The sequence below is a fragment of the Pseudohalocynthiibacter sp. F2068 genome (assembly GCF_023015645.1).
In the GTDB taxonomy this organism is placed as follows: Bacteria; Pseudomonadota; Alphaproteobacteria; order Rhodobacterales; family Rhodobacteraceae; genus Pseudohalocynthiibacter; species Pseudohalocynthiibacter aestuariivivens.
In genome coordinates this window covers 79307-104995 of the sequence record NZ_JALKAK010000012.1, presented here as the reverse complement: position 1 = coordinate 104995, position 25689 = coordinate 79307, and the positions used below count along the sequence as shown (strand labels likewise).

Annotated in this window: 19 protein-coding genes; 13 read left to right on the top strand and 6 right to left on the bottom strand. The window is 53.7% G+C overall.

Translation table 11 applies throughout. The annotated features are described in order from the left end of the window. Window positions 1-2: 2 nt before the first annotated feature. Window positions 3-791: a peroxide stress protein YaaA gene (gene yaaA / locus MWU63_RS14590; RefSeq protein WP_213890518.1), complete on the top strand. Its 789-nt coding sequence runs from the start codon at window positions 3-5 to the stop codon at window positions 789-791. On the opposite strand, the gene MWU63_RS14585 is transcribed toward yaaA, so the two are convergent. Both MWU63_RS14585 and MWU63_RS14580 read right to left on the bottom strand, forming a co-directional pair. Next, entirely contained in the window at window positions 764-1186 is a 423-nt protein-coding gene (locus tag MWU63_RS14585) for a VOC family protein (protein ID WP_213890517.1), read from the bottom strand. The genes yaaA and MWU63_RS14585 overlap by 28 nt on opposite strands. A gap of 782 nt (window positions 1187-1968) precedes the next feature. After that, on the bottom strand, window positions 1969-4215 hold the full coding sequence (locus tag MWU63_RS14580) for a response regulator (RefSeq protein WP_213890516.1): 2247 nt from the start codon (window positions 4213-4215) through the stop codon (window positions 1969-1971). Window positions 4216-4356: 141 nt separating this feature from the next. On the opposite strand from MWU63_RS14580, the gene MWU63_RS14575 reads away from it, so the two are divergent. Both MWU63_RS14575 and pbpC read left to right on the top strand, forming a co-directional pair. Then, complete coding sequence (locus MWU63_RS14575; protein ID WP_247078513.1) at window positions 4357-9798, top strand: alpha-2-macroglobulin family protein; 5442 nt, start codon at window positions 4357-4359, stop codon at window positions 9796-9798. Then, window positions 9795-11837 (top strand): penicillin-binding protein 1C, encoded by a 2043-nt coding sequence (gene pbpC / locus MWU63_RS14570; protein WP_213890514.1) that lies wholly within the window; start codon window positions 9795-9797, stop codon window positions 11835-11837. The genes MWU63_RS14575 and pbpC overlap by 4 nt, the downstream gene beginning before the upstream one ends. Before the next feature lie 15 nt (window positions 11838-11852). Here the strand turns inward: pbpC and MWU63_RS14565 are convergent, their stop codons facing one another. Both MWU63_RS14565 and MWU63_RS14560 read right to left on the bottom strand, forming a co-directional pair. Continuing rightward, the gene (locus MWU63_RS14565; protein ID WP_213890513.1) at window positions 11853-13028 is read right to left on the bottom strand and encodes an acetyl-CoA C-acyltransferase family protein; all 1176 of its coding nucleotides are present in this window, start codon (window positions 13026-13028) and stop codon (window positions 11853-11855) included. A 70-nt stretch (window positions 13029-13098) separates the two neighbouring features. Continuing rightward, window positions 13099-13545, bottom strand: coding sequence for a MarR family winged helix-turn-helix transcriptional regulator (locus tag MWU63_RS14560; RefSeq protein WP_213890512.1), 447 nt, complete (start codon window positions 13543-13545; stop codon window positions 13099-13101). A 95-nt stretch (window positions 13546-13640) separates the two neighbouring features. On the opposite strand from MWU63_RS14560, the gene MWU63_RS14555 reads away from it, so the two are divergent. Further along, a complete protein-coding gene (locus MWU63_RS14555) occupies window positions 13641-14204 on the top strand; it encodes an XRE family transcriptional regulator (RefSeq protein ID WP_213890511.1) in 564 nt (187 codons plus the stop codon). 108 nt (window positions 14205-14312) lie between these two features. Here the strand turns inward: MWU63_RS14555 and MWU63_RS14550 are convergent, their stop codons facing one another. Next, window positions 14313-15257, bottom strand: a complete 945-nt coding sequence (locus tag MWU63_RS14550) for a homocysteine S-methyltransferase family protein (RefSeq protein WP_213890510.1) — start codon at window positions 15255-15257, stop codon at window positions 14313-14315. A 247-nt stretch (window positions 15258-15504) separates the two neighbouring features. Here MWU63_RS14550 and MWU63_RS14545 point away from each other — a divergent pair, with 247 nt between their 5' ends. From MWU63_RS14545 to fahA, 6 genes are all read left to right on the top strand, one after another. After that, window positions 15505-16707: a glycine C-acetyltransferase gene (locus MWU63_RS14545; RefSeq protein ID WP_247078511.1), complete on the top strand. Its 1203-nt coding sequence runs from the start codon at window positions 15505-15507 to the stop codon at window positions 16705-16707. Beyond that, a complete protein-coding gene (gene tdh, locus MWU63_RS14540; RefSeq protein ID WP_213890508.1) occupies window positions 16704-17741 on the top strand; it encodes an L-threonine 3-dehydrogenase in 1038 nt (345 codons plus the stop codon). The genes MWU63_RS14545 and tdh overlap by 4 nt, the downstream gene beginning before the upstream one ends. Window positions 17742-17747: 6 nt before the next feature. Beyond that, window positions 17748-18707, top strand: coding sequence for a cysteine synthase family protein (locus MWU63_RS14535; RefSeq protein ID WP_247078509.1), 960 nt, complete (start codon window positions 17748-17750; stop codon window positions 18705-18707). Window positions 18708-18852: 145 nt separating this feature from the next. Continuing rightward, the gene (hmgA, locus tag MWU63_RS14530; RefSeq protein WP_246531788.1) at window positions 18853-20190 is read left to right on the top strand and encodes a homogentisate 1,2-dioxygenase; all 1338 of its coding nucleotides are present in this window, start codon (window positions 18853-18855) and stop codon (window positions 20188-20190) included. A 10-nt stretch (window positions 20191-20200) separates the two neighbouring features. Continuing rightward, entirely contained in the window at window positions 20201-20839 is a 639-nt protein-coding gene (gene maiA / locus MWU63_RS14525; RefSeq protein ID WP_213890505.1) for a maleylacetoacetate isomerase, read from the top strand. A gap of 10 nt (window positions 20840-20849) precedes the next feature. Next, window positions 20850-22130 carry a fumarylacetoacetase gene (gene fahA / locus MWU63_RS14520; RefSeq protein WP_213890504.1) on the top strand — a complete coding sequence of 427 codons (1281 nt, stop codon included), beginning with the start codon at window positions 20850-20852 and terminating at the stop codon, window positions 22128-22130. Between the two features lie 27 nt (window positions 22131-22157). Here the strand turns inward: fahA and MWU63_RS14515 are convergent, their stop codons facing one another. Beyond that, entirely contained in the window at window positions 22158-22724 is a 567-nt protein-coding gene (locus tag MWU63_RS14515) for a DUF2585 domain-containing protein (RefSeq protein WP_213890503.1), read from the bottom strand. Between the two features lie 156 nt (window positions 22725-22880). Between MWU63_RS14515 and MWU63_RS14510 the strand changes: the two genes are divergently transcribed. The 3 genes from MWU63_RS14510 to MWU63_RS14500 are packed head-to-tail and all read left to right on the top strand — an operon-like array spanning window position 22881 to window position 25687. After that, a complete protein-coding gene (locus MWU63_RS14510) occupies window positions 22881-23831 on the top strand; it encodes an MBL fold metallo-hydrolase (RefSeq protein WP_213890502.1) in 951 nt (316 codons plus the stop codon). A gap of 54 nt (window positions 23832-23885) precedes the next feature. Beyond that, window positions 23886-25487, top strand: coding sequence for an FAD-dependent oxidoreductase (locus tag MWU63_RS14505; RefSeq protein WP_213890501.1), 1602 nt, complete (start codon window positions 23886-23888; stop codon window positions 25485-25487). A gap of 11 nt (window positions 25488-25498) precedes the next feature. Then, the gene (locus tag MWU63_RS14500) at window positions 25499-25687 is read left to right on the top strand and encodes a DUF2783 domain-containing protein (RefSeq protein ID WP_213890500.1); all 189 of its coding nucleotides are present in this window, start codon (window positions 25499-25501) and stop codon (window positions 25685-25687) included. Window positions 25688-25689: the final 2 nt, after the last annotated feature.

Below are 25689 nucleotides of genomic sequence, written 5' to 3'. Positions count from 1 at the left end.
AGATGTTGGTGGTGGTTTCCCCGGCCAAACGGCTGAACGAAAAGGCAGGGACAGAGCTGCCAAAGACCGCCCCTGTGTTTCAGGATGATGCTGTCACCCTTGCAGATGTTGCACGCAAGCTTTCGGTTCCGAAGCTGCAAAAACTTATGGGGATCAGCGAAAACCTTGCACGCCTGAACGCGGGCCGTTTCGCCGGTTTCAAGGCGGAACCCGAGCCAGAGGAAACTGCGCCCGCTGCACTGATGTTTGCGGGGGATACCTATCTGGGGCTTGAGGCTGCAACCCTTTCTGACGACGAAATGAACTGGGCGCAGGATCATCTACGCATTTTATCTGGTCTATACGGCATTTTGCGCCCGCTTGATCAGATGCAGCCCTATCGCCTTGAAATGGGTAGCCGCCTTGCCACGAAGCGTGGCAAATCGCTGTATGACTATTGGGGCGACAGGATATCCCATGCGCTGAACACGGCAGCAGCCGCAGTAAACACTGACGTGTTGGTAAATTGCGCATCGGTTGAGTATTTTACGGCGGTTGATCCAAAAGCCCTCAATGTCAGGGTAATAACCCCTGTGTTCATGGAAGACAGAAACGGACAGGTAAAGATCGTAAGCTTTTTTGCCAAAAAGGCACGCGGCGCGATGGCGCGTTTTGTGATCGAACGCCGCCTGACAGACCCGGAAGGTCTGAAAGATTTCGACAGCGGCGGCTACCGCTATATCCCTGACATGTCGGAAAAGGACCGTTGGGTTTTCCTGCGTGACTATCCGGAGAATTCGGAAACATCGTAAGCAACCAGTTCTACGGTGTTTCCTTCGGGGTCTTTGGTGAAAATCCCGCACCAGCCGATCCAGCCAAAATGCTCCACCGTATAGGGCTGTTTAATCTGTTCATACCAGGTCATTACAGCCTCTTGTTCCTTATAGGGCAGTGACAGAGCAATGTGGTGGAGAGAGGATTGTGCACCCGCTTCATCCTGTTCGTCACCGGGAAACAGTGCAAGTACGGCTGTGTGGCCGTTAAAACCATCTGCAATTTTGAGAAAGATAATACTGGTGTTGTGGTCGCCGCTTAAGCGCGTCAATCCGACGACGTCCTGATAAAACTGCGCCATTAGATGCACGTCTTTGCACCGAATAGCTATTTCTCCTAGCGCGCGGGGGCGAAAGCCCTTTTGGTCTGTCATGGAAACAGTTTCTTAATTGCGTCGCTGCGCGACAAGCCTTTTTCTCTTCTGACTAGGGCGGTGCATAAGATAGCGGTCACGCTCCGCACGCACAGTTTCTAAAGCATTAATCCACCGTTTGTATTGCTCGTTTTCGCAATCAATATCGAGAAAATACGAACTGGCGTTTCAATTTCTCAGGCCATTAATAATGGTCGGAATATCACCAATGGAATTTTAACGGCTTTAGGAGGAGCTGCCGCAATAAACCTCCTCGCCACCCCTGGGCCAAGGCGTGAGTTAGAGCGTTTGAAATCTGAAGTTAAGAATGAGTTGGAAAACATCGGGCGTATGAATCAAAGTCGTCTGAATGTCTTGGAACAAATGGAACGCGACGGATGTAATGCTGTCCTAGTTTAATGTTGCTTTGAAGCCCGCTCCCATAGGACGTAGCGGCGTATGTCCCAAACAAACACCCAGAATGCAGTGGTAAGGGCAAAAAACCAGAGATCGCCCCATTCATCCATTCTCACACTATAGGAAGCTAAAAGGAATAAGGCATAGAAGATCTTGAAATAGTGATAACGCTTTGAACTTGGGGGAGGCGTAGATTCGGGCATGGTGGCGCTCTCTTTGACAGGCTTTGTTTTTTGGGCGATCAGGCTGCGTAGCGTTAAATGGACATCAGATGTCGAACTGAGCATGTTGAGTTGATTAGCCTTCAGCCTGGGAATGAGATTCTGAAAAAGTTAACTTTCGGTGTGCGTCGTTGCGCCGAATGGCAATCCCTTTCGGTCGCCCGCCTAGACGGCGGCCTTCGCTGACACCGGGACGTAATCAGAAGGCCAAACATCAGCGCAATCTTTGGGTTTTGCGGAGGTGATTTTGTTATGAATGGCGGTTTTGTCCAAAGGTTTCGTCAGGTAGAAATCAAGCCCTGCTGCCAGAATTTCAGCGCCATCCCCCATTAAAGCATGCGCAGTTACGGCAATGATCGGGATGCGTGGTCTCTGTTCAAGAACCTCTATTTTGCGAATTTTTCGGGTTGCTTCTTTCCCGTCAATTTCAGGCATTGAGATGTCCATGAAAATCAGGTCAGGCTGAAAGTCCTGATAGGCGTCAATCGCCTCCTGCCCATTGTTCACGATTTTCAATTTGATGTTCAGCGATTTTACATATTTTCGAAAAACGAGTTGGTTCGTTTTGTTATCTTCGGCGGTGAGAACCCTCATCCTTCTGCCAGGTTCTCCGGGTCGCTTAAGGCCCGTTGCGCCATGGGTCTCCAGATCTGCGACCGACTGTTCCAGGGGGAACAGATCTAACAAAGTACTGTACAGCAGGCTGCGGGGCACAGGTTTCTGCAAGAGCTTGCGCACCCCGGTGTCTCTAAAATTGTTGAGTTGCAGCTGGTTCGTATGTGTTAAGAAAATGATGGGAAGTGCGGGGGTCTTTTGGTGCAGCTTATTGGCAAATTCCTCTGGTGTCAGATCAATCAGGTCTGTTTCGGTTATGGCTACATCAAATTTGTCGGTGTTACCGCCAAACAGATCTTTCGCCCGGAGGTAGACACTTGATTGAACACCAAGTGCAGAAAGTTGACGGTTAAGGATTTCGCCAGTCATGGGGTTTGGCGTTACGATTGCGGCATGCATTAAATGGTTGGGCAAGGCCGAGAGCGCCCTTTGCTGCGTATCTGCAACCGGAAGCGACACCATGAACCCAAAGCAAGACCCTTCATCCACGACAGAGTCTACCCAAAGCTCACCACCCATTAATTCGATCAGTTCTTTGCTAATCGCAAGGCCAAGCCCGGTGCCTTCAAATTTGCGGTTACGCTCATCTTCGACCTGATTGAATTCTCCAAAAACATGATCGACCATGTCCGCGGGAATGCCGATACCGGTGTCTTCGATAGATATATGAATTTGCGTAACGCCAGGTTCAGTCTTCTCAAAACCAACAACGTTGATCACGACGTACCCTTCAAGCGTGAATTTAAGCGCATTTCCGATGAGGTTGGTCAGCACCTGCCGAATGCGCCCAACATCCCCGATAAAGACGGTTGGAAGCAACAAATCAAAGTCAACAAGCAGGTCGATGCCCTTCTCGCGCGCAGAAGGAAGCAGAAGAAAAACAATTTCATAAATGCAACGTTCCAGATCAAATGGTGCAGGATTAAGCGTCAGTTTTTTCGCTTCAATTTTCGAATAGTCCAGAACATCATTGATAATCACCAACAATGCCTCAGCGGAGCTTTTGATTGTGTTGGCGTATAACAGCTGCTCTTCGTTCAGCGCAGTTTCGCGCAGCAGGTTGGCCATTCCGACAACCCCATTCATCGGGGTGCGAATTTCATGGCTCATGTTTGCCAGAAAGGTAGATTTCGCGCGGTTTGCAGCCTCTGCTTTTTTGCGCGCTTCCTTCATTTCTTTTTCGTGTTGGATCGTATCGGTGATGTTGAGTGCAAGGGACACGGTCTCGCCATCGCGTGACCGTTTATCCACCAGTTTCAGGTAGTGCCCATTCCACAGCTTTATAGTTTGTTGTGGGATTTCTTCTTTGTGCCAGCGTATGAGCATTTCCGTCTGCCAAGCGGACGGGCATTGATCGCCAATATCGACAATGCCTTCTTCGGTTGCCAGTTCCAGCAGGCGTGTATAGGTGACAAAAGGTGCGGCTTCTTCAATACCGTCAAAGGCTGCAAGATAGCTTTTGTTCGCGGCGACCAGCCTGTGCTCTTTGTCGAAAACGGCAAAGCCGTCTTCGATCGTTTCAATGGAATCCCACAACCTTCGTTCGGCGATCACCACTTTGCTTTCTGCAGTCTTCAGATCAAACCGAACCTTGGTGTTTTCACCTTTCAATGCTTCGGCCACAGATCGAACATCATTCATTTCCTGACGTTTTTCGATAATTTCATCTGATAACGCGCGTGCATGGTGACTTAGCTTTTGGTTCGCTTGAAACAGTTCCGTCTGTTTCAATTCCAAAAGCCGCTCTGCTGCCAATCGCGCGCGTCTTTCCTGCGCGAGTTTTTCTGAAAGGCTCATTCCATCACCTCGGAGAATTCCGAATCGTCTTTGACGGACTATTCCAGAACAGCCTGAACAGGCACTTAACCGCGACGGGGAAAATGTTGCCAAACCCGCTGTAGCCGTGCGACCATTGATCGAAAGCCGAGGAGGTGTCCGATGCGTTTTATTTTCAATTCATTTGTTGTTCTATTCTTTTCAGCCACCACGCTTTGGGCCGAAAGTGCTATGCCTGAAAGGCGTCTTACATTGACCCGCGATCTGGATTTCTATGGCTCAGACCTGCAGAATATTTTTGATACAACGCTGGAGGCCTGTCAGCGCATTTGCCTCTCGAACAAAGATTGCAGCGCTTTTACCTTCAACACACGCTCGAATGCTTGCTTTCCAAAAAGCACGGTGACCGAGGCGCAGCCTTATGAAGGTGCGGTTTCGGGTCGGGTTTTGCGGACAGACACCACTGTTTTAGCAACCGCCGCAACGCGACAGGCTTCGCTTGGGTTTTTGAATGAGAATGATCTAGCGGCCGCGCGTTCACTGGCAAGGGAGCTGGCTGGTTTGCATGTGACTGGCGAATGGACCGCAAAGGCACATCTGAATGCCGCCCGTACCCGCGCCGCAGCGGGTGAAACACGAAACGCATTATGGTTTACCGGTGCTGCGCTTAACCTGACTGATGCACCTGATCAATGGGCCGAGTATGCGCGCTTTGCGCTTCAACTGGCGACAGAGGATCGCGACCAAAGCTATACCTATAACGCTCGTGCAGTGTCAGCATCGGTCAATAGCTATCTGCGGGCATCGACCACAGCAGAACAGGTTTCTGCACTGACTGTCCTGGCGCAAGCACTTGAAAGACAGAATCGTGGGCGTGATATGATCCCGGCTCTAAGGCTTGCACAGGCCACGCAGCCACGGGACGAAACACAAGCCGCGCTGGAAGACGCAATTGGCAAATATGGTTTCCGCATCACAGAGCACACCGTTGACAGCGACGCCGCAACCCCGCGGATCTGCGCTGTGTTTTCCGAAGATCTGGTGCAGGCTGGGTTAGATTATTCACCTTATGTGCAATTGCCTGAAGCTGGGATGACCGTTGAACAGAACGGGCAACAGATTTGCATAGAGGGTGTCGAACATGGCAGCCGCTACCGCGTTCAGTTCCGTGAAGGACTGCCTGCCGCCAGTGGCGAAGCGCTTAGCAAATCGGTTGAACTGAACCTTTACGTTCGCGATCGCAGCCCTGCTGTTAGGTTCTCAGGTAGAGCCTACGTATTGCCAAAGTCTGGCGATGCTGCTCTGCCAATTGAATCGGTCAACGTTGATACTGTTGATCTGACACTCAGCCGAGTGAGTGATCGTAACCTTCTGCGTGCCATTCAGGACAATTACTTTGGCCGTCCGATGAATTATTGGCAGGAACAGAACTTCAGTTCTGATATTGCCGAACAGATATGGCAGGGTACTGGCAGCGTTGAGATGACGCTCAATCAGGATATGACCACGCGCCTGCCAATGGGCGATGTTATCGGGGAGTTGCCAGCGGGCATTTATACCCTGCGTGCGTCAGTTCCGGGTTCCGACAGTGATACGCCTACAGCGACGCAATGGTTTGTTCTTTCTGACCTTGGAATTGCCACGCTGAGCGGTGCAGATGGGCTGCATGTCTTTGTGCGAAGCCTGGGAAGCGCTGCGCCAAAAGAAGGCACAGCCGTCACCCTGCTTTCACGTGCGAACGCGGTATTGGCTGAGACTATGACCGATGCGCGTGGCTATGCGCATTTCGCAGAGGGTCTGATCAGCGGGCGCGGCGCGTCTGCTCCGGCACTTTTGACAGTGGCAGACGGGAAAACAGACATTGCGTTTCTGTCGCTGACTGACCCAGAGTTTGACCTCTCGGATCGCGGGGTCGAAGGCCGTGCACCTGCCGGGGCCATCGATGTTTTTGTAACGACTGACAGGGGCGCCTACCGCGCTGGTGAAACAGTGCATGCGACTGCACTAGCGCGTGATGGAAAGGCAGAGGCGCTTTCTGGTCTGCCGCTAACCGCGGTACTGACCCGCCCCGATGGTGTGGAATACAGCCGTGAAACCTCGACCGATGCACAGGCAGGAGGCCATGTTTTCGACCTGCCCATCATTCCTTCGGCACCACGAGGCACCTGGCGACTGGCGCTTTACGCTGATCCGGATGCGCCGGCGCTGACCCGCACCAGTTTTCTGGTTGAGGATCTTTTGCCAGAGCGGATCGACTTTATCCTCGCACTCCCCGACACGCCGTTGCGTCTAAGCGATCAGCCAGCACTGACTGTTGATGCGCGATACCTGTTCGGGGCACCCGGCGCGGAATTGCCTGTTGAAGGCGAAGTTCTGGTCCGTGCAACAAACGGGCTGCCCGACTTTCCCGGGTATGTCTTTGGCCGATATGACCAGAGGTTCGAACCACAGATAGATGTTCTGCCATTCGGGCAGCGCACAGATGCCGCTGGCCGCGCGATGCTGCCAGTGACCTTTCCACAGTTCGAAGGCGTGATTGATCGCCCACTTGAGGCACGTCTGACCGTGCGTGTGGCCGAAGGGTCCGGTCGCCCGGTAGAGCGTGAACTGACACAACGCCTTGCCCCTGCAAGCTCGCTTATTGGGATCAAGCCCTTGTTTGACGGCGTTGTCGCCGAAGGCAGCAAAGCCCATTTTAATGTGATCGCTATTGATGAAACAGAAACCCCAACCCCAATGCGGGTACGCTGGTCAATCAACCGGGTCGAAACACACTATCAGTGGTATCGACTTTACGGCAACTGGAACTGGGAGCCAACGGTTACACGTAGTCGTGTGGCAAGTGGTGAGGCTGACCTGAACGGCACCCCGCTTGAGATTAGCGCACCAGTCGAATGGGGTCGCTATGAAGTTAAAGTAGAACGCCTTGGCAGTGACTATACTGCCAGCTCTACAGACTTTTACGCGGGCTGGTACGCACCGGCAGATGCGTCGGCCACACCTGATACGCTGGCCGTGTCGCTAGACAAACCAGCTTACGCAAGCGGTGAGACCGCGACTTTGCGTGTTGTGCCACGATATGCGGGAAAGGCGCTGATCACGGTCGTTTCAAACCGCCTTATTGATATGCAGACGGTCGAGGTGTCTGAGGGTGAAAACCTGATCCCGCTTACGGTGACGGATGACTGGGGTGCCGGGGCTTACGTCACCGCTACAGTCATTCGCCCGATGGATGTTGCAGTAGGGCATAACCCTGCCCGCGCGCTGGGCCTTTCGTATGCACCAGTTGATCCGGGGCTGCACAAGCTTACTGCATCGTTCGATGTTCCGGCAGAATCTGCTCCGCGGTCTGCGCTTGATGTCGCCTTGAAAGTTGACGAGATTTCTCCGGGCGAAACCGCTTATGCGACAATTGCCGCTGTAGATGTTGGCATCCTCAATCTCACAGCCTTTGAAAGCCCGGACCCATCGGATCACTACTTTGGTCAGCGCAAGCTGGGCATGGGAATGCGTGATCTTTATGGCCGCCTGATTGACGGAATGAATGGGGCAATGGGCACCGTGCGCTCTGGTGGAGACGCTGGTGCGCAAGGCCGGCTGCAATCCCCGCCGCCGACTGAGGAACTCGTTGCCTACTTCTCCGGCTCGGTCACGGTTGGCGCAGATGGTATTGCGCGCACCAGCTTTGACATGCCGTCGTTCAATGGCACCGTTCGGCTGATGGCTGTGGTCTGGTCGGGCACTGGCGTGGGTCAGGCAGAGGCAGACATTCTGGTGCGCGATCCGGTTGTAGTTACCGCCAGTTTGCCCCGGTTCCTGTCGCCGGGGGATGAGACCCGGATGCTATTGGAAGTGGTGCATGCCACCGGGCCATCCGGTCGGGTTGGGCTTGATGTAACGGCAGATGGGGTAACGCTTGGCACGCTTCCATCGGGCTTTGATATCGGTGACCAAGGCAAATTCACAGTTTCCGTACCCGTCACGGCAGGGGATGTTGGCCTGCAAACGATCAACATTGCGCTAACCACACCCGATGGTCGGCAGCTCACCAAAACAGTCACTATTCCGGTGCAAATTGGCGATCCTGAGATCGCGCGCACCAGCCGGTTTACACTCGCTGCGGGGAAAAGTTTCAGCTTTGATGCGGATGTTTTTGCTGATCTGCGTTCCGGAACTGGCACTGCAACCCTTTCAGTTGGCCCGCTTGCACGGTTCGATGCGCCGGGTCTTTTGCAGGCGCTTGATCGTTACCCCTATGGCTGTACCGAACAGGTCACATCGCGAGCGCTGCCGCTGCTGTATTTCGATCAGGTTGCAGAGGTGATGGGCCTTGCAACGCGTGATCAGGTTGCCTTGCGCATTAATCAGGCGATTGCAGAGGTTCTGACCAACCAATCCTCGAATGGGGCGTTTGGCCTGTGGCGCGCAGATACAGGTGACTTCTGGCTTGATGCTTATGTCACAGACTTCCTGGGTCGCGCCCGAACGCAGGGCTTTACCGTTCCTGATCTGGCGTTCCGGCAGGCCCTGAATAATCTGCGAAATCAGGTCAACTACGCCCCTGATTTTGATGAGGGCGGGCAAGAGATTGCCTATGCGCTCTTTGTTTTGGCACGCGAAGGGGCCGCAGCCACGGGCGACTTGCGTTACTACGCCGATGTAAAAGGCGATGCCTTTTCCACGCCGCTTGCCGCCGCGCAGCTTGCTGCGGCATTGGCAAGCTATGGTGACCAGACTCGCGCAGATGCAATGTTTGCCCGCGCTGCGCGCCTGATGGCCAGCCGGATGGGTGACGAGACCGCGCAGCTTTGGCGCACCGATTATGGCACCAACCTGCGCGATGCGGCTGCGGTGTTGACCCTTGCGGTTGAGGCCGGGACAGAGGTGATTGATCGTGCCACGCTTGCGGATCGAATTGCGCCTTTGCAGGGTTCTCGCAACCGATCAACGCAAGAGGCGATGTGGACCCTTCTGGCGGCAAACGCCCTGATCCAGTCTCCGCAGATGCAGGGCTTCACGGTGAGCGGTGAATCGGTTGATGGCCCACTTGTGCGTGTTCTCGAGAGCCAGACAAATACCGGTTCACTTGAAATCCGTAACGGTAGTGAAAATGAAGCCACAGTTACGGTAACTACCTTTGGTATCCCCTCGGAACCAGAGCCGGCGGGCGGCAATGGGTATGCTATAGAAAGGCTCTATTACACCTTAGATGGTGCTGAAGTAGCGCCAGATCGTGTTCCTGTCGGGACGCGTCTTGTGACTGTTATCAAGGTCTCACCCTTCGCGAAAATCGAGGCACGCCTGATGGTCAATGACCCGCTTCCGGCTGGGTTTGAAATTGATAACCCGAACCTGATGCGTGGGGGTGATATCGGCGCACTTGAGTGGTTGGAATTGCATGAGGACGTGGAAACTACGGAGTTTCGGCAAGATCGTTTTCTTGCCGCTGTTGACTGGCGCAGCGATAAGCCTTTCCGGCTTGCCTATATCGTCCGAGCGATTTCACCGGGCTCATTCCACCATCCGGCGGCAAGCGTTGAAGATATGTATCGCCCAGCGTTCCGCGCCCGCACTGCTGCGGGGCAGATCAAGGTTGTTGAATGATACGCCGCTTTGGCATCTTCCTGCTGGTTGCGGGGTTGTTGATTACGGCTGCCGTTCGCGATGAATTTGATCGCTGGGTGAACGCGACAGAACTGCCAGTTTTGCTGACGGAAACATCGGTCGAGGTTCTGGCGCGCGACGGAACATTGTTGCGGGCATATACCGTTGCCGATGGGCGCTGGCGGTTGGCGACCACGCTTGACGGAACAGACCCCGGCTACCTTCAGATGCTTATCGCGTTTGAGGATAAAAGGTTCTTCCAGCATTCCGGCGTTGATTTGCGTGCCATGCTGCGCGCGCTAGGGCAAGCCATATGGAATGGGCGGGTGGTTTCAGGCGGCTCCACACTGACCATGCAGGTTGCGCGTTTGCTGGAAGATAGTGGTACCGGCCATTGGGCCGGAAAGCTGCGCCAGATCAGGGTCGCACTGGCCCTGGAAAGACAGCTCACAAAAGAGCAGATATTGACGCTTTATCTCAATCGAGCACCGTTTGGCGGAAATCTGGAAGGATTGCGCGCGGCAACACGCGCATATTTTGGTAAAGATCCGCGTCGGTTAACCCCGGCTCAAGCTGCGGTGTTGATCGCTTTGCCTCAGGCCCCGGAAACACGTAGGCCAGACCGTTACCAAGGTCGTGCAACAGTTGCTCGGGATCGTGTTTTGGAGCGCATGAGTCGCGCTGGAATATTGGATGCTGGCGACGTAATTGCCGCAAAAACGGAGTCTGTTCCGGCGGAAAGGCGTAGTTTTCCTGCCTTGGCCCCCCATATTGCGGATCGCGCTATTGCGGAGAATTCCCAGCAGAATCGTCACGATCTGACACTTGATGCCGCGCTACAATCTTCCTTGGAAAAACTCGCCAGTGATGCAGTGGCCGGGCATGGCGACCGTCTGTCTGTTGCAATGCTGGTTGCAGATCATCAAACTGGCGAAATCCTCGCCTCGGTTGGGTCGGCTTCGTACCGCGCCGACGGTCGGCAGGGATTTGTCGATATGACGCAGGCACTGCGTTCTCCGGGCTCCACCCTTAAACCGCTTGTTTATGCTCTCGCGTTTGAGCAAGGGCTCGCGCATCCGGAAACACTGATCGACGATCGCCCGACAGCCTTTGGCAGCTATATGCCACAAAATTTTGATGGGGCGTTTCGCGGGACACTGAGGGTGCGTGATGCGCTTCAGCAGTCCCTCAATATCCCCGTGGTGACGCTGACAGAGGCGTTGGGACCCGCGCATTTGATGGCGCGTTTGCGTCGCTCGGGTGCCACGCCAGTCGTCCCTGGCGGTCAACCAGGACTTGCTGTTGCTCTGGGTGGGGTCGGGATCACCCTGACGGACATGGTGCAGCTTTACGGTGCCCTTGCGAATGGCGGTATGTCGCAGCCATTGCGTTGGAAAACAGGCTCTATTCAGGCTGAAAACAATGCAAATGTGACGTCACCCGAGGCCGCGTGGCAGGTGGGAAACATACTCTCGGGTCTTGCCCCTCCGCCGAATGCGCCGCGCAACAGGCTTGCCTACAAGACAGGCACCTCTTACGGCCACCGGGACGCATGGGCCATTGGTTATGATGGTAAACATGTGATTGGTGTTTGGTTTGGTCGCCCTGACGGAACACCTGTCCCCGGAGTGTTTGGCGGAGATCTTGCAGCCCCATTGCTGTTTGATGCATTTGCGCGTCTGAAGCCAGAGCTGGCCCCGCTCCCGCCACCACCACCCGCAACGCTGATCGTCGGCAATGCAGACCTGCCACAACCCTTGCAACGGTTCCGCAGCCGAACCGCTGTCTTTGAGCCTGACAACAACGCACCAAAGCTCGCCTTTCCACCAGACGGCGCGGTGCTTGATTTATCTGACACTTTGGTCGTGAAGGTCCGCAATGGCCTTGCACCCTTCACATGGTTGATGAACGGCCAGCCCGTTGTTGTGTCGACCTACGAAAGACAATCCCAGATACCGCTGGCGGGCCCCGGCTTTTTACATCTTTCCGTTATTGATGCCGAAGGTCAGGCAGCACGGGCGGATATTTCCCTCAGATAGACCAGCGCAAGCAGATCAAAGTCGCTCTATCGCCAAGGCAATGCCCTGGCCGCCGCCAATGCACATCGTGATCAATGCTTTGTTTCCGCTTATCCGCTCCAGCTCATAGAGGGCTTTAACGGTTAAAATGGCACCCGTCGCACCCACCGGGTGACCCAAAGCAATCGCGCCACCATTTGGGTTGACCTTTGCCGGGTCAAAGCCAAGCGCGTTGCTGACGGCAAGCGCCTGCGCAGCAAAAGCTTCGTTGGATTCAATCAGGTCAAAATCATCTACGGTGAGGCCCGTTTTCTTGAGCAGCTTTTCAACCGCCGGAATTGGCCCAACGCCCATAACTTCGGGTCGCACACCCGCGTGGGCATACCCGATGATCCGCGCCTTTGGGCGCAAACCCGCACGCTCTGCCGCATCGGCCCGCGCAAGGATAACCACGCCTGCGCCATCGTTAATACCAGAGGCATTTCCGGCGGTAACAGAGCCGTTTTTCTGGAAAGCGGTGCGTAAGCCAGCCAAAGCTTCTGCGCTGGTTTCTTTGGGGTGTTCATCTGTGTCGAAGTCTATCATTTCCCGCCCGGCGCGTACTTCGACCGTTGCGATCTGAGATTTGAAATGCCCTGCTTTAATTGCAGTTGCTGCACGCCGCTGGCTTTCCAGTGCAAAGGCGTCCTGCATCTCGCGGCTGACCTGGTGCTCGGAGGCGACATTCTCGGCGGTTACGCCCATGTGGCCGGTGCCAAAGGGGCATTGCAATGTACCAAGCATCATGTCCTGCGATACCACATTGCCCATTTTTTGCCCCCATCGCGCGGCGGGCATGATGTAGGGAGAACGGCTCATGCATTCAGCACCGCCGGCCAGAGCAAAATCTGCATCCCCGTCTGCAAGCGCCTGCGCCGCAGAAGTAATTGCCTGCACGCCAGAACCACAAAGCCGGTTAACGTTCATCGCCGGGGTGCTTTCCGGTACACCTGCCTGCATCGCCGCGACGCGAGACAAGTACATATCGCGGGGTTCGGTATTGATGATGTGGCCGAAAACCACATGACCGATCTGCTTGCCGTCAACCCCGGCGCGCTCCATCGCCGCTTTCGCAGCAATCGTTCCAAGCTCGATGGGGGGTGTACCAGCGAGTGATCCGCCAAAGGTGCCAATTGCCGTGCGTGCGCCATCAAGTATCACAATATCAGTCATGGGTGTTCCTCATCGAAATTTTGATGGTAGTCTAACGCCAAGCACCACGTCTGCGCAGCATGACGTTCCGTCACAAGCGGTCACAATTTTCTGTATTGTCCAGAAATCGTTTAAGCAGAGCTCGAAACGTTCCTGCGTCATCGCCCAGGCTTTGCATTGCGTCGTCCTCATAGGCGCGCGCCATCGGTGCGATATCGTCAATCATACTGCGCCCCTTATCTGTCAGCGCCAGTTCAACGAGCCTGCGGTCGGTTTTGTTCACGCGTTTCGTGACATAGCCGGACGCCTCTAGACGGCTTGCGGCCCGGCTTACCTTGGATTTGTCCATATCAACCCGATTGTGAATTTCCCGTACGCTGACAGCACCAGCCTGCGAAAGATGCGCAACAACCCGCCATTCCGGTACGGAAATATTATATTTCTGCCTGTATAGAGCCGAAAACATACGGCTGGCGCGCGAGGACGCCACTGCAAGCTGGTAGGGTAAAAAACTGTCCAGAACAAATTCGGTCATCATCCAGCCCTTATTTCATTGCATCTAATATGACTGCATGTTTCCACGCCTGATTCAAGTGATTGACACATAGAGGGCGCACAGCGCAGGGTCCGGTTATGTCTGAAAGCACCGAAATACTCGATCGTCTTGCGATGCGGCTGAAAGAAACCCGCCGCTCGAAGGGGTTGTCGCTGGAAGCCGTTTCGAAACTGTCCGGCGTGTCCCGGTCGATGGTCAGTCAGATTGAAAGAGGCGAGTCTTCGCCAACGGTTGCAACGCTCTGGAACCTGACACAGGCGCTACAGGTGGATTTTGCAGGGCTTCTTGAGGGAGGCGATACGGTTGATCAGATCGAAGTGATCCGTGCAGATCAGACTCCGACAATTGTGCAACGCGGCGAAGGGTGCCGTATTCGCATACTATCGCCCCCCGAAGACGCGGGGCGGCACGAGGTTTACGATTTACGGTTCGAGATTGGTGGCGTTCTTGATAGCCAGCCACATGCCCAGGGTGCGCGTGAAGCGTTAACCGTTGTTTCTGGAAAAGTCCGCGTGACCTCGGGCGAGGTCAGTGAAATATTGAACGAAGACGATACCGGACATTACGCCGCGGACTGCACCCACAGGATTGAGGCGCTTGATGGTCCTGCCCGTGCATTTTTGACTGTCCAGAATGCTTAAAACGAACAATCCATACGACCAACAGGCATAGTTAGGCTCTATTTTTTCGTATTTAAGTAGCAAATGACGAGTTGGCACCTGCGTAGCGGTTCCGTTGCACTGAGGACGCTATCGGGCTTTTTCCAGAGCTTTGCAGATCTTTTCCATATGTGTGTAATCAGTGCCGCAGCACCCACCGAAAACGTTCATGTGCGGGTAGTTCATTTTCAGGTCGCTATACTGGTGCGCCAACTCATCTGGGTTTCCCTCATCCAGGTGCCCGAGTTGGCACAATGTTCCGTGATCAAGAGAAGAGGCATTCGCACGAATACCGCGAATGCGCTTTGACCATTTTTTTTGCGCAAGCGCAGGCCCAAAATCGGAAGGGTGTGAACAGTTTATCATGTAGTACGCTGGTGCATTGCCCGTGGCATCGTCAACCAGATTGATTGCCTCTCCAAGGGTTTCGCCGCTTCTAAGGCGCCGGTTCTTTTCCAACGTGAATGAGATTACAGAAGGCAGACCGGATGACTTTGCCGCCTGTGCAATGCCAATCGCTTCTTGCGTTGAATTTAATGTGAGCGCAGTGACAATGTTAAAACCGGCGTCCTTGAATGTTTCAATTTGCTCCGCGTGATAATCCGCAGAACCTTTTGACGTCAGAGTCTTATTTTGTTGGTACGCATCGCCCTTGGGCCCGATACAGCCGCTATAAACCGTATCCTCTGCGTTCAAACCGGCTTCTTCAGCAACCTCCTGGTAAAGCGAAAGACATCGGCGGTTCATTTCGGCCAGTGATTTATCCGTATATCCGAGCAGATGCCCCCAGTCCCGACTGGCCCTATAAGTCAGGCTGTCAAAGATGAACCCGGTATTCCGAATTTTTGCGATATCAGCAAATGCGCGGTAGTAGGACCGTAGCGCCTTGGTGGCTGTTGCGTCGTTCAACAAATGGAATGCGCTAAACTCCGGCAGGTCAAACCCACGTTTGTACATTAGCCAGGTTTCGGTGCCGCCATCGGTCAGATATAATTTATGTGTTTCATGGGGTAATGTTGGTGATGGCCGTGTCATCTTGATCTCCTGACTAAGAAACTTGCCAACTTGGCTTATGCAGAGATGCTATTTCAACCGCCTGATTGACAACAAACGATATTAATTCGCACGATAGATTAGTTTTTCTAATGTATGGTTCGATGCGTCGGCAAATGCCCACTCTCAATCAATTGCCCGGCTGTGAATTGTCCTATATCACGGAATGAAATCCGTTATATTGCATAAGTTCGCTATTATGGTAGAAAGCACCCAAAGGGAGCAGAGCATGACAAAGCGATTCTTAGACCAGATACGTGAGACACTGACTCAGATCGATGCTGATGGGTTGATGAAGCGCGAGCGACTTATCACATCGCCCCAGGGCGGGCGTATAACGGTGTCTCAAAATGGGAAGACCCGTGAAAATGTCGTGAACCTCTGCGCAAACAATTATCTTGGTCTGGCAGATAACGCAGATCTGATTAAAGCTGCAAAAGACAGCTATGACGCACAGGGCTATGGCATGGCGTCGGTCCGATTCATTTGCGGAACAAAGGATATTCACAGACAGTTGGAGCAACGTCTTGCTGGCTTTCTTGGCAAAGACGATTCCATTCTGTTTGCAGCCTGTTTTGACGCGAATGGTGCAGTATTCGAGCCGCTTTTAGGACCGGAAGACGCTGTTATTTCAGATTCGCTGAACCATGCTTCTATCATCGACGGCATCCGCCTGTGCAAAGCACGGCGGTTTCGCTACGCGAACTCGAATATGGGCGAACTCGAGGATCGTTTGAAAGAAGCGCGCGAAGGCGGTGCGCGCCACATCATGATTGCCACCGACGGTGTGTTTTCGATGGATGGGTATCTTGCGAAGTTGCCAGAGATCACCGCACTTGCGGAAAAATACGAGGCACTTGTCCTGATCGACGATTGCCACGCAACCGGGGTCATGGGTCCACAAGGGCGCGGGATGCCCGCGCATTTCGGCGTTGATGTTGATATTCTGACTGGCACATTGGGCAAGGCGCTTGGCGGAGCTATCGGTGGATACATCGCTGGCCCTCAGCCAGTCATTGACCTGTTGCGCCAGCGTGCGCGACCTTACCTGTTTTCAAACTCTCTGCCGCCGGCTGTTGTCATGGCAGGCCTCAAAGCGCTCGACTTGGTCGAAGCGGGTGATGATCTGCGCCAGCAGCTTTTTGAAAACACGGCTTATTGGCGTGCCGGTTTGACCGATTTGGGTTTTGATCTTTTGCAGGGCGAACACCCGATTGTTCCGGTGATGCTGGGCGACGCACGACTTTCACAAGACATGGCCGCCGCCTTATTTGACCTGGGTGTCTATGTCGCCGGCTTCTTTTTTCCGGTGGTACCAAAAGGTCGTGCACGGATCAGAACGCAGATGAATGCGGCTCTAACAAGGGCCGATCTGGATTTTGCGCTTGATGCTTTTGCGGAGGCGGGTCGAAAAACGGGAGTGTTGTCATGACGAATATGATGAAGGCTCTGGTAAAGGCCAAACCAGAAGAAGGCCTTTGGATGGAACACCACCCGGTTCCGGAGATCGGCCCGGATGACGTTCTGATCCGCATCCATAAAACAGGAATATGCGGCACGGATATCCATATCTGGAATTGGGATGAATGGGCGGCCAAAACCGTTCCCGTGCCCCTTATCACAGGTCACGAATTCGCGGGAGAGATTGTCGAACTTGGCAAAAACGTCGAAGGGCTGACAATCGGCCAGCGTTGCTCGGGTGAGGGGCATCTTATCGGTAAAACATCCCGTCAGTCGCGGGCGGGAAAATTTCACCTTGATCCAGCAACTCGCGGTATTGGTGTGAACGAACAGGGCGCATTCGCTGAATATCTGCGGCTTCCCGCCTTTAACGTTGTTCCCCTGCCGGACGAAATTTCCGATGACATCGGAGCAATCCTTGACCCGCTTGGAAATGCTGTTCACACTGCTTTGTCATTTGATCTTGTGGGCGAGGATGTATTGGTCACCGGTGCAGGACCCATCGGCATTATGGCGGCTGCAGTTGCAAGGCATGTTGGCGCGCGCCACGTTGTGATCACAGACGTTAACCCTGACCGTCTTGCACTGGCCGGCCGCGTTGCAGATGTACGCCCGGTGAATGTGCTGGAAGAGGAACTTTCAGACGTAATAGAGTCTTTTAAGATGAAACAAGGTTTTGATGTCGGGCTTGAAATGTCCGGCAATCAGGCCGCACTTGACCAGATGGTCGAAGCGCTCGTTATGGGCGGGCGGATCGCGCTTCTTGGTATTCCGCCTGGCAAATCCCCGGTCGACTGGTCGCGCATCGTTTTCAAGGCAATCACGATCAAAGGTGTCTACGGGCGCGAGATTTTTGAAACCTGGTACAAGATGATCGCCATGTTGCAGAACGGGCTGGATGTTTCTGGCGTGATCACGCATCGTTTTCATGTTGATGATTTTCGCGAAGGTTTCGCCGCGATGAAAAGCGGATCATCCGGCAAGGTTGTTCTTGATTGGGGGTAGCGTGCGGTGCAAGCGCATGACTCTATACTCGGGGCTATAGGGAATACCCCAGCCGTCTGGCTGGATCGTATCGTGGCGTCACGCGGTCTGAACGGACGCATCCTTGCAAAACTTGACTACTTAAACCCCGGCTTTTCGAAAAAAGATCGTGCCGCCTTGGGAATTGTAGAAGAGGCAGAACGAAACGGCAGCCTTAAACCCGGCCAGACAGTGGTAGAGCTGACCTCTGGTAATATGGGGACCGGTCTCGCCATTGTTTGTTCGGTCAAAGGATATCCGTTCGTTGCAGTCATGTCGCGTGGCAACTCCCCCGAACGGGCCCGAATGATGGGGGCACTTGGGGCAGAGGTTGTTCTGGTTGACCAGTGTGAAGGTTCTATCCCAGGAGAGGTTTCGGGCGGGGACCTCTCAAAGGTGGATGACGTGGCCACGCAGATCACTGTTGACCGCGGTGCCTTTCGCGCGGATCAGTTTCACAGGCTTGGCAATCCGGACGCATATGCAAACAGCACGGCGCCCGAGATTTGGGAGCAGTCTGGCGGCACCCTTGATGCCTTTGTAGATTTTGCAGGGTCTGGCGGAACCTACACCGGGACGATCCGGGGGCTTAAAGCAGTGAAACCGGAAATACGTGGATACATTGTTGAACCGGATGGTGCTGCGGTTATATCAAAACAGGCTCTGACACGCCTTAATCATCCAATTCAGGGTGGCGGATACGCGATGCCGGATTTGGCTTTCTTGGAACGCGCGCCCATCGACGGAACCCTGATTGTAACTGGTGAAGAAGCACGTGAAGCCACACGCGCATTGGCAAAGGAAGAAGGAATCTTTGCCGGATTTTCAAGCGGCGCAAATTTGGCGGCCGCTTTACAATTGCTGGCGGGTGAACTTTCGAGAATGACCATCGCGATCGTAATCTGCGACAGTGGACTAAAGTATTTGTCTACTGATCTATGGGATTAGGATCGTTCCCCGCTTGACTTCGTTGCATTTGCAACGATATACTTTGCGCCATCTTCATTACAGAATGAGTGTATGATTGTGCAGGCTTGGTCTTGTCACCTGACGGGAGGAAACGCGAATGAATGTCCAGAAATCCACACGCGAAATGACACGTGCAGCGGCGCCACAAGGCAGTATCGATCCGTATTACATGCCAGGTTTTGGGAATGATTTTGAAACGGAGGCCCTGCCGGACGCCCTGCCGCAGGGCATGAACAGCCCACAAAGATGCAACTACGGGCTCTATGGTGAGCAGCTGACCGGGACCGCGTTTACCGCGCCCAGCCATCAAAACGAACGGACATGGTGCTATCGCATTCGCCCGTCCGTCAAACACACACATCGATTCGAAAAGATCGACGTGCCGATGTGGAAATCAGCGCCCTGCATTGACCCTGATATCATTTCTCTTGGCCAATACCGCTGGGATCCGGTGCCGCATACAGACACGCCGCTGACTTTTGTCACCGGCATGTACACAATGACTACCGCTGGCGATGTGAACACTCAGGTTGGAATGGCAAACCACATCTACCTTGTTACCGCCTCTATGGAGGATGATTACTTCTTCTCGGCTGATTCAGAGATGCTGATTATTCCGCAGGACGGAAAACTTCGATTCCACACTGAACTTGGCACAATCGATCTTGCGCCAAAGGAAATTGCAATTATTCCACGCGGTCTCGTGTTCCGGGTTGAACTGCTTGAAGGGCCTGCGCGCGGTTTCGTCTGTGAAAATTACGGTCAAAAGTTTGAATTACCAGGTCGCGGCCCGATTGGTGCAAACTGTATGGCGAACCGGAGAGACTTCAAAACCCCCGTGGCGGCATTTGAAGACCGCGAAGTTCCGTCAACAGTGACAGTAAAATGGTGCGGCCAGTTCCACAAAACTAACATCGGTCATAGCCCACTTGATGTGGTCGCATGGCACGGCAACTACGCACCGGTCAAATATGATCTCAGAACATATTGTCCGGTTGGCGCTATTTTGTTTGACCACCCTGACCCATCGATTTTTACTGTATTAACAGCACCTTCCGGTGTTCCCGGTACTGCTAACATCGACTTTGCGTTATTCCGCGAACGCTGGATGGTTGCTGAAAACACCTTCCGTCCGCCGTGGTATCACAAGAACATCATGAGCGAGCTGATGGGCAACATCTATGGCCAGTATGACGCAAAACCCGAAGGTTTTGTTCCCGGCGGCATGTCGCTTCACAACATGATGTTGCCACACGGCCCTGACGAAAACGCGTTTGAGGGTGCCTCAAACTCTGACCTCAAGCCTGAAAAGCTCGACAACACCATGTCCTTCATGATCGAAACGCGCTTCCCGCAACAACTGACACCATTTGCAGCAACCGAAGCACCATTGCAGGATGATTACATCGACTGCTGGACCGGTATTCACAAGAAATTCGATGGCACCCCCGGTTTGAAGTGAGTTGGCAAAAATGAAGCTTTATAGCTATTGGCGGTCTACGGCCGCCTACCGGGTCAGAATTGCGCTGAACCTGAAGGGTATCGACCACGAAACCGTTCCGGTGGATTTGGTCAAGGATGGCGGCCAGCAACACGCGCCTGACTATGTTGCGAAAAACCCGGCGCATCTTGTTCCGTCACTGGAATTGCCTGACGGAACTGTTCTGACCCAATCGCTTGCGATCATTGATTATCTGGATGCGCTTGTGCCAGAACCCACCTTGTTGGTGACTGATCCAGTGAAGCGCGCAAAGGAACTAGCGATTGCACACACGATCGCGATGGATATTCATCCCGTAAACAACCTTCGCGTGGTACAACATCTGAGCGCTGAGTTTGGCGCAGCTGCAGATGCAAAAGCAGAGTGGATGCGCCATTGGATGAAAATCGGATTTGATGCACTTTCTGCCCTGTTAGAGCCTAACAAACCCTTTGCGGCAGGCGAAAATCCTAGTCTCGCAGACATCTGTATCGTCGCGCAGATGTATAATGCGCACCGTTGGGGTCTTGACCTTGCACCATATGCCCGTCTTCTTGAAATAGAAGATGGCTGCCTTGCGTTGAAACCCTTTGCCGATGCACGGCCAGAGGCCCAGCCAGACGCCGCCTGAAAGGAACACTATGTCCGGACTGCTCAAATCCTGGGTTGAAAGTGCCAATTCGGCAGAAACCCAATTTCCGCTTAACAACCTGCCCTACGGCGTTTTCAGCATGTATGATGAAGAGCCCCGCTGCGGAGTTGCGATCGGAGATATGATTCTGGATGTGGCATATCTGGAAGAAGAAGGCGTTATTTCAATCGACGACGAACCAGTGCTTGATCTGCCATTCTGGAACGAAGTGATGGAAACGGGCCCTGAAAACTGGTCAGCACTGCGTGCCCGATTGACAGAGATTTTGGCAGAGGGTGGCGATGACGTGCTTTCCTCTGACTCGGAAATGCGGGCTCGGGCGCTTCTGCCCATGAAAGACGCGACTTTGCACTTGCCGTTGGTCGTTTCCGAATACACGGATTTTTACGCAGGCATGCAACACGCCAAGAATATGGGTGCAATCCTGCGCGGCTCCCCTGACCTACCGGCGAACTGGTTGCATATTCCTATCGGCTACAATGGCCGTGCGTCGTCTGTCGTAGTCTCGGGCACCGAAATTCACCGCCCCCTTGGCCAAACCAAGGCCCCGGATGCAGACATCCCATCCTTTGGCCCGACCAAACGGCTTGATATAGAGCTTGAAATGGGGGCCATTGTCGGCACAACTACCGCGCTTGGCCAACCGGTCACAGTTGATCAGGCCGACGCGATGATCTTTGGGTACGTGCTGCTCAATGACTGGTCCGCGCGCGACATTCAGGGGTGGGAGTATCAGCCGCTTGGTCCGTTTCAGGGCAAAGCCTTTGGCACCACGATAAGCCCATGGATCGTAACCGCAGAGGCACTGGAGGCATTTCGCAAGCCAACACCGCCCCGCGAAAAGGAACTGCTACCTTATCTGACCGAAAACAAACCCGGACTTTATGACATATCGCTTCAAGTTGATATGCAGCCAGAGGGTGCCGCAAAACCAACCACGATTTGCCAGACAAATTACGCGCGCATGTATTACTCAGCAGCACAACAATTGTGCCATCACGCGGTCTGCGGTTGCGCGATGAACGCAGGTGATTTGTTGGGCTCTGGCACCATTTCGGGCAGCAATAGAGACGAATATGGCTCTCTGATGGAACTTAGCTGGGCCGGAAAAGAACCGATCTCGCTCGATACGGGTGAGACCAGAACCTTTATCGAAGACGGTGACACGCTGACGCTGCGAGGTCACGCGCGGGGCGATGGGTTCACGATTGGTTTTGGTGAATGTACCGGTAAAATTCTGCCGGCAATCAACTTCCCCCCCAAAACATAGATGTCCGCGATAACGACATATCCGGTGTCAGAGCGCGCCTTGCCAATCTCTGATCACATCAAGCGGCCAGAGCAGCATAATAATATTCAGCGCGAGCCCGTCGCGGATTACAATGGCCGTCAACACCTCGAAGCCGATCACAATCGCGATGCTAAGCGAAACAGGCAGCCGCCCTGCCAGCCAGAAACCGACAAACATCGCAAGAATGTCGGCAACCGAGTTGATGACGCTGTCACCATAGTAATCAAGCGATATGGTTACTTCGCGGTACCGTTCAATCACCGCATTGGTGTTCTCCAGTATCTCCCACGCGCATTCAATCAGCGTCGCAACAACCAAACGCCATCCAATTGGTACCCGGCGCGCAACCAACCAAAGGGCGGCATAAAACAAAATTCCATGAATTATGTGGCTCGGTGTGTACCAATCCGACAGATGTTGCGAGTTCTCAGAACTCATCGTCTGCCCGTGCCAAAACTTGATATAACCACAGTCACAAATGGGCACACGGCCCATGCTCAGCAAGATAACAGCCGCCGCAAGAACGATGAAGCCCGTCAGCCAATAGGGGAATGTGCGATTGTTCCAGATCATTTGGCGACGGAATCACAGGTTGTAGACTGTGTCCATCGGTATCGTGCTAAAATGTGCGGGCGTCTGGCATCCTGTGTTGAAATCGCAATGGGAAATGGGCGGAACATTCGCCTCTAACCGATGAAACCGCTTAGAATTTTTTGAAAGGGCAACTTGATGGCCAAAGCATTCGCATCACAAGGCGATATGAGCGAGAAGAAAACCAGCTTTACTGAGGTGGGCGATGGGCTGTGGGCCTTTACCGCAGAAGGGGACCCCAATTCAGGTGTTATCATCGGTGATGACAGCGTCATGGTGATCGAAGCTCAGGCCACGCCGCGCCTTGCGAAAAAGGTGATCGAGGAGATCCGCAAAGTCACTGACAAACCGATCAGCCATCTCGTTCTGACGCACTACCACGCAGTCAGAGTTCTTGGCGCCAGCGCCTATGGCGTATCGCAGATCATCATGTCAGACGTTGCGCGATCAATGGTCGTGGAACGCGGCCAGGAAGACTGGGACAGTGAGTTTCAGCGCTTTCCGCGGCTGTTTGAAGGCCATGAATCCATTCCAGGCCTGACCTACCCCACAACAACCTTTTCAGACAGCATGACCGTCTATCTGGGCAATCGCAGGGTCGATATCATGCAATTGGGCCGCGCCCATACTGCTGGCGATGCAGTTGTCTGGGTGCCGGATGCCGAAGTGATGTTTACCGGCGATATCGTAGAATACCATTCTGCCTGCTATTGTGGTGACGGACATTTTGGTGACTGGGGGGACACGCTGGACAACATTGCATTCTTTGATCCGTCCTCAATTGCACCGGGGCGAGGGGACGCGTTGGTTGGCCGCGAGATGGTTTATGCGGCAATTGAAAGCACCCGTGACTTTGTAGAAAGCACTTATCGCCCCGCCGCTCGGGTTGCTGCGAAAGGTGGTACACTCAAAGAAGCATGGGACGCAGTTCGTGCAGAATGTGACCCTAAGTTTGCTGAATATGCGATTTATGAGCATTGCCTGCCCTTCAACGTGGCCCGCGCCTATGACGAAGCACGCGGCATAGACACCCCTCGTATCTGGACCGCACAACGCGATCTGGAAATGTGGGATGCGTTGCAAGGTTAAACACCAAACAGACGGAACTGGCAAAGAACTGGACGGCTAGAAAAGGCAAAGACGATGACCAAAATATTTGAAACACCGCTCTATCCATACACCCGTTCGCCGGATCAGGATGTATCCAGGATACGGCACCCGGTTGTTGTGATTGGGGCGGGTCCGGTCGGGCTCGCTGCTGCGATCGACCTTGCCCAACAGGATGTTCCGGTCATTGTTCTGGATGACAACGACAAGGTCAGCTTTGGATCACGGGCCATTTGTTTCGCCAAACGACCGCTCGAAATCCTTGATAGACTCGGATGTGGTGACCCGATGGTGAACAAGGGGGTCACCTGGAACACCGGCAAAGTGTTCTTTGGTAAGCGCGAAACCTATAAATTTGATCTTCAGGCCGACGCTGGCCATAAACGCCCCGCTTTCATCAACCTTCAACAGTATTACTTAGAAGAATATTTGGTAAATCGCGTTCGCGAGCTTGAAGCAGAAGGTAAACCAATCGAAATTCGTGGCCGAAACAAGGTCTCTGCAATTGCGCGGCATGATGATCAGGTGACGTTGGAAATTGATACGCCCGAGGGACCCTATAACCTCGAAGCGGAATGGCTGATTGCCTGTGATGGGGCAAATTCACCAACCCGCCGGATGTTGGGGTTCGACTTTGTTGGCCGCATTTTTGAGGATAACTTCCTGATTGCTGACGTTATCATGGAAGCAGATTTTCCGTCAGAACGCTGGTTCTGGTTTGATCCGCCGTTCAACAAAGGGCAATCAGCCCTGTTGCACAAACAGCCCGATGGTGTCTGGCGCATTGACCTGCAGCTTGGTTGGGACATCGACATAGAGCGGGAAAAACGCCCTGAAAACGTTATTCCGCGGCTGAGGGCGATGCTTGGTGAAGACGCGCGTTTTGATCTGGAATGGGTCTCTATCTACACGTTCCAGTGCCGGCGGATGGAAAATTTCCGCCATGGTCGCGTATTGTTTGCGGGCGATTCCGCGCATCAGGTCAGCCCCTTTGGTGCCCGCGGGGCAAATTCCGGTCTGCAAGACACCGATAACCTGATCTGGAAGCTGAAACTGGTGTTAGACGGTAAAGCGCCGGATACCCTGCTCGACACTTATGATGCCGAAAGGGTCTATGGCGCGGAAGAGAACATACTTAACTCTTCCCGTTCGACCGATTTCATCACACCAAAATCCGATATCAGCCGAATTTTCCGCGATGCGGTGCTTGATTTGGCCGAGCAGCACGAATTTGCCCGCCCGTTGGTTAACTCCGGCCGTTTGTCCGTACCTTGTGTCTACGATGGCTCAAGCCTGAACACCCCGGATGAAACAACATTGCCGGAAGACACCCGCCCCGGCGCACCTGCACTTGACGCACCTCTGGCAGATTTCTGGCTTCTGGATGCGCTTGGCAACCATTTTCAATTGCTCGCGATCGGGACAGATGCGCCTGATTTTCTGGATGTTGATGGTATTCGGGTCGAAACCCTGCGCGTCGCACCGGGCGAAAGTCCAACTTTTGATGACCGCTATCTTGGTGAAAAATCATCGGCAATCTACTTGATGCGGCCAGATCAACATGTTGCCGCCCGTTGGGTCGAATATGACGAGGCGGCCGTACGTAACGCCGTCCTTCGCGCAACAGCCCAGGCTTGAGGAGAGTCCTTATGTTAATCACCACCCCTAATATTCCTGACGCCGACGGCTTTTATGCGGAACTGCTTGATCTGCACGAGTCCCACACCAAGGAAGAAAGCGATGCGCTGAATGCACGGCTTGTTCTGTTGCTTGCAAATCATATCGGTGATCGCAAGGTGCTGAGCGAAGCGATCACTGCCGCGAAGCTCAAAAAATGAAC

What these genes read in the sequence shown, in the direction of transcription:
- yaaA (WP_213890518.1), top strand. Translation starts at nt 3, where the DNA reads ATGTTGGTGGTGGTTTCCCCGGCCAAACGGCTGAACGAAAAGGCAGGG.
- MWU63_RS14585 (WP_213890517.1), bottom strand. Translation starts at nt 1,186, where the DNA reads ATGACAGACCAAAAGGGCTTTCGCCCCCGCGCGCTAGGAGAAATAGCT.
- MWU63_RS14580 (WP_213890516.1), bottom strand. Translation starts at nt 4,215, where the DNA reads ATGAGCCTTTCAGAAAAACTCGCGCAGGAAAGACGCGCGCGATTGGCA.
- MWU63_RS14575 (WP_247078513.1), top strand. Translation starts at nt 4,357, where the DNA reads ATGCGTTTTATTTTCAATTCATTTGTTGTTCTATTCTTTTCAGCCACC.
- pbpC (WP_213890514.1), top strand. Translation starts at nt 9,795, where the DNA reads ATGATACGCCGCTTTGGCATCTTCCTGCTGGTTGCGGGGTTGTTGATT.
- MWU63_RS14565 (WP_213890513.1), bottom strand. Translation starts at nt 13,028, where the DNA reads ATGACTGATATTGTGATACTTGATGGCGCACGCACGGCAATTGGCACC.
- MWU63_RS14560 (WP_213890512.1), bottom strand. Translation starts at nt 13,545, where the DNA reads ATGATGACCGAATTTGTTCTGGACAGTTTTTTACCCTACCAGCTTGCA.
- MWU63_RS14555 (WP_213890511.1), top strand. Translation starts at nt 13,641, where the DNA reads ATGTCTGAAAGCACCGAAATACTCGATCGTCTTGCGATGCGGCTGAAA.
- MWU63_RS14550 (WP_213890510.1), bottom strand. Translation starts at nt 15,257, where the DNA reads ATGACACGGCCATCACCAACATTACCCCATGAAACACATAAATTATAT.
- MWU63_RS14545 (WP_247078511.1), top strand. Translation starts at nt 15,505, where the DNA reads ATGACAAAGCGATTCTTAGACCAGATACGTGAGACACTGACTCAGATC.
- tdh (WP_213890508.1), top strand. Translation starts at nt 16,704, where the DNA reads ATGACGAATATGATGAAGGCTCTGGTAAAGGCCAAACCAGAAGAAGGC.
- hmgA (WP_246531788.1), top strand. Translation starts at nt 18,853, where the DNA reads ATGACACGTGCAGCGGCGCCACAAGGCAGTATCGATCCGTATTACATG.
- maiA (WP_213890505.1), top strand. Translation starts at nt 20,201, where the DNA reads ATGAAGCTTTATAGCTATTGGCGGTCTACGGCCGCCTACCGGGTCAGA.
- fahA (WP_213890504.1), top strand. Translation starts at nt 20,850, where the DNA reads ATGTCCGGACTGCTCAAATCCTGGGTTGAAAGTGCCAATTCGGCAGAA.
- MWU63_RS14515 (WP_213890503.1), bottom strand. Translation starts at nt 22,724, where the DNA reads ATGATCTGGAACAATCGCACATTCCCCTATTGGCTGACGGGCTTCATC.
- MWU63_RS14510 (WP_213890502.1), top strand. Translation starts at nt 22,881, where the DNA reads ATGGCCAAAGCATTCGCATCACAAGGCGATATGAGCGAGAAGAAAACC.
- MWU63_RS14505 (WP_213890501.1), top strand. Translation starts at nt 23,886, where the DNA reads ATGACCAAAATATTTGAAACACCGCTCTATCCATACACCCGTTCGCCG.
- MWU63_RS14500 (WP_213890500.1), top strand. Translation starts at nt 25,499, where the DNA reads ATGTTAATCACCACCCCTAATATTCCTGACGCCGACGGCTTTTATGCG.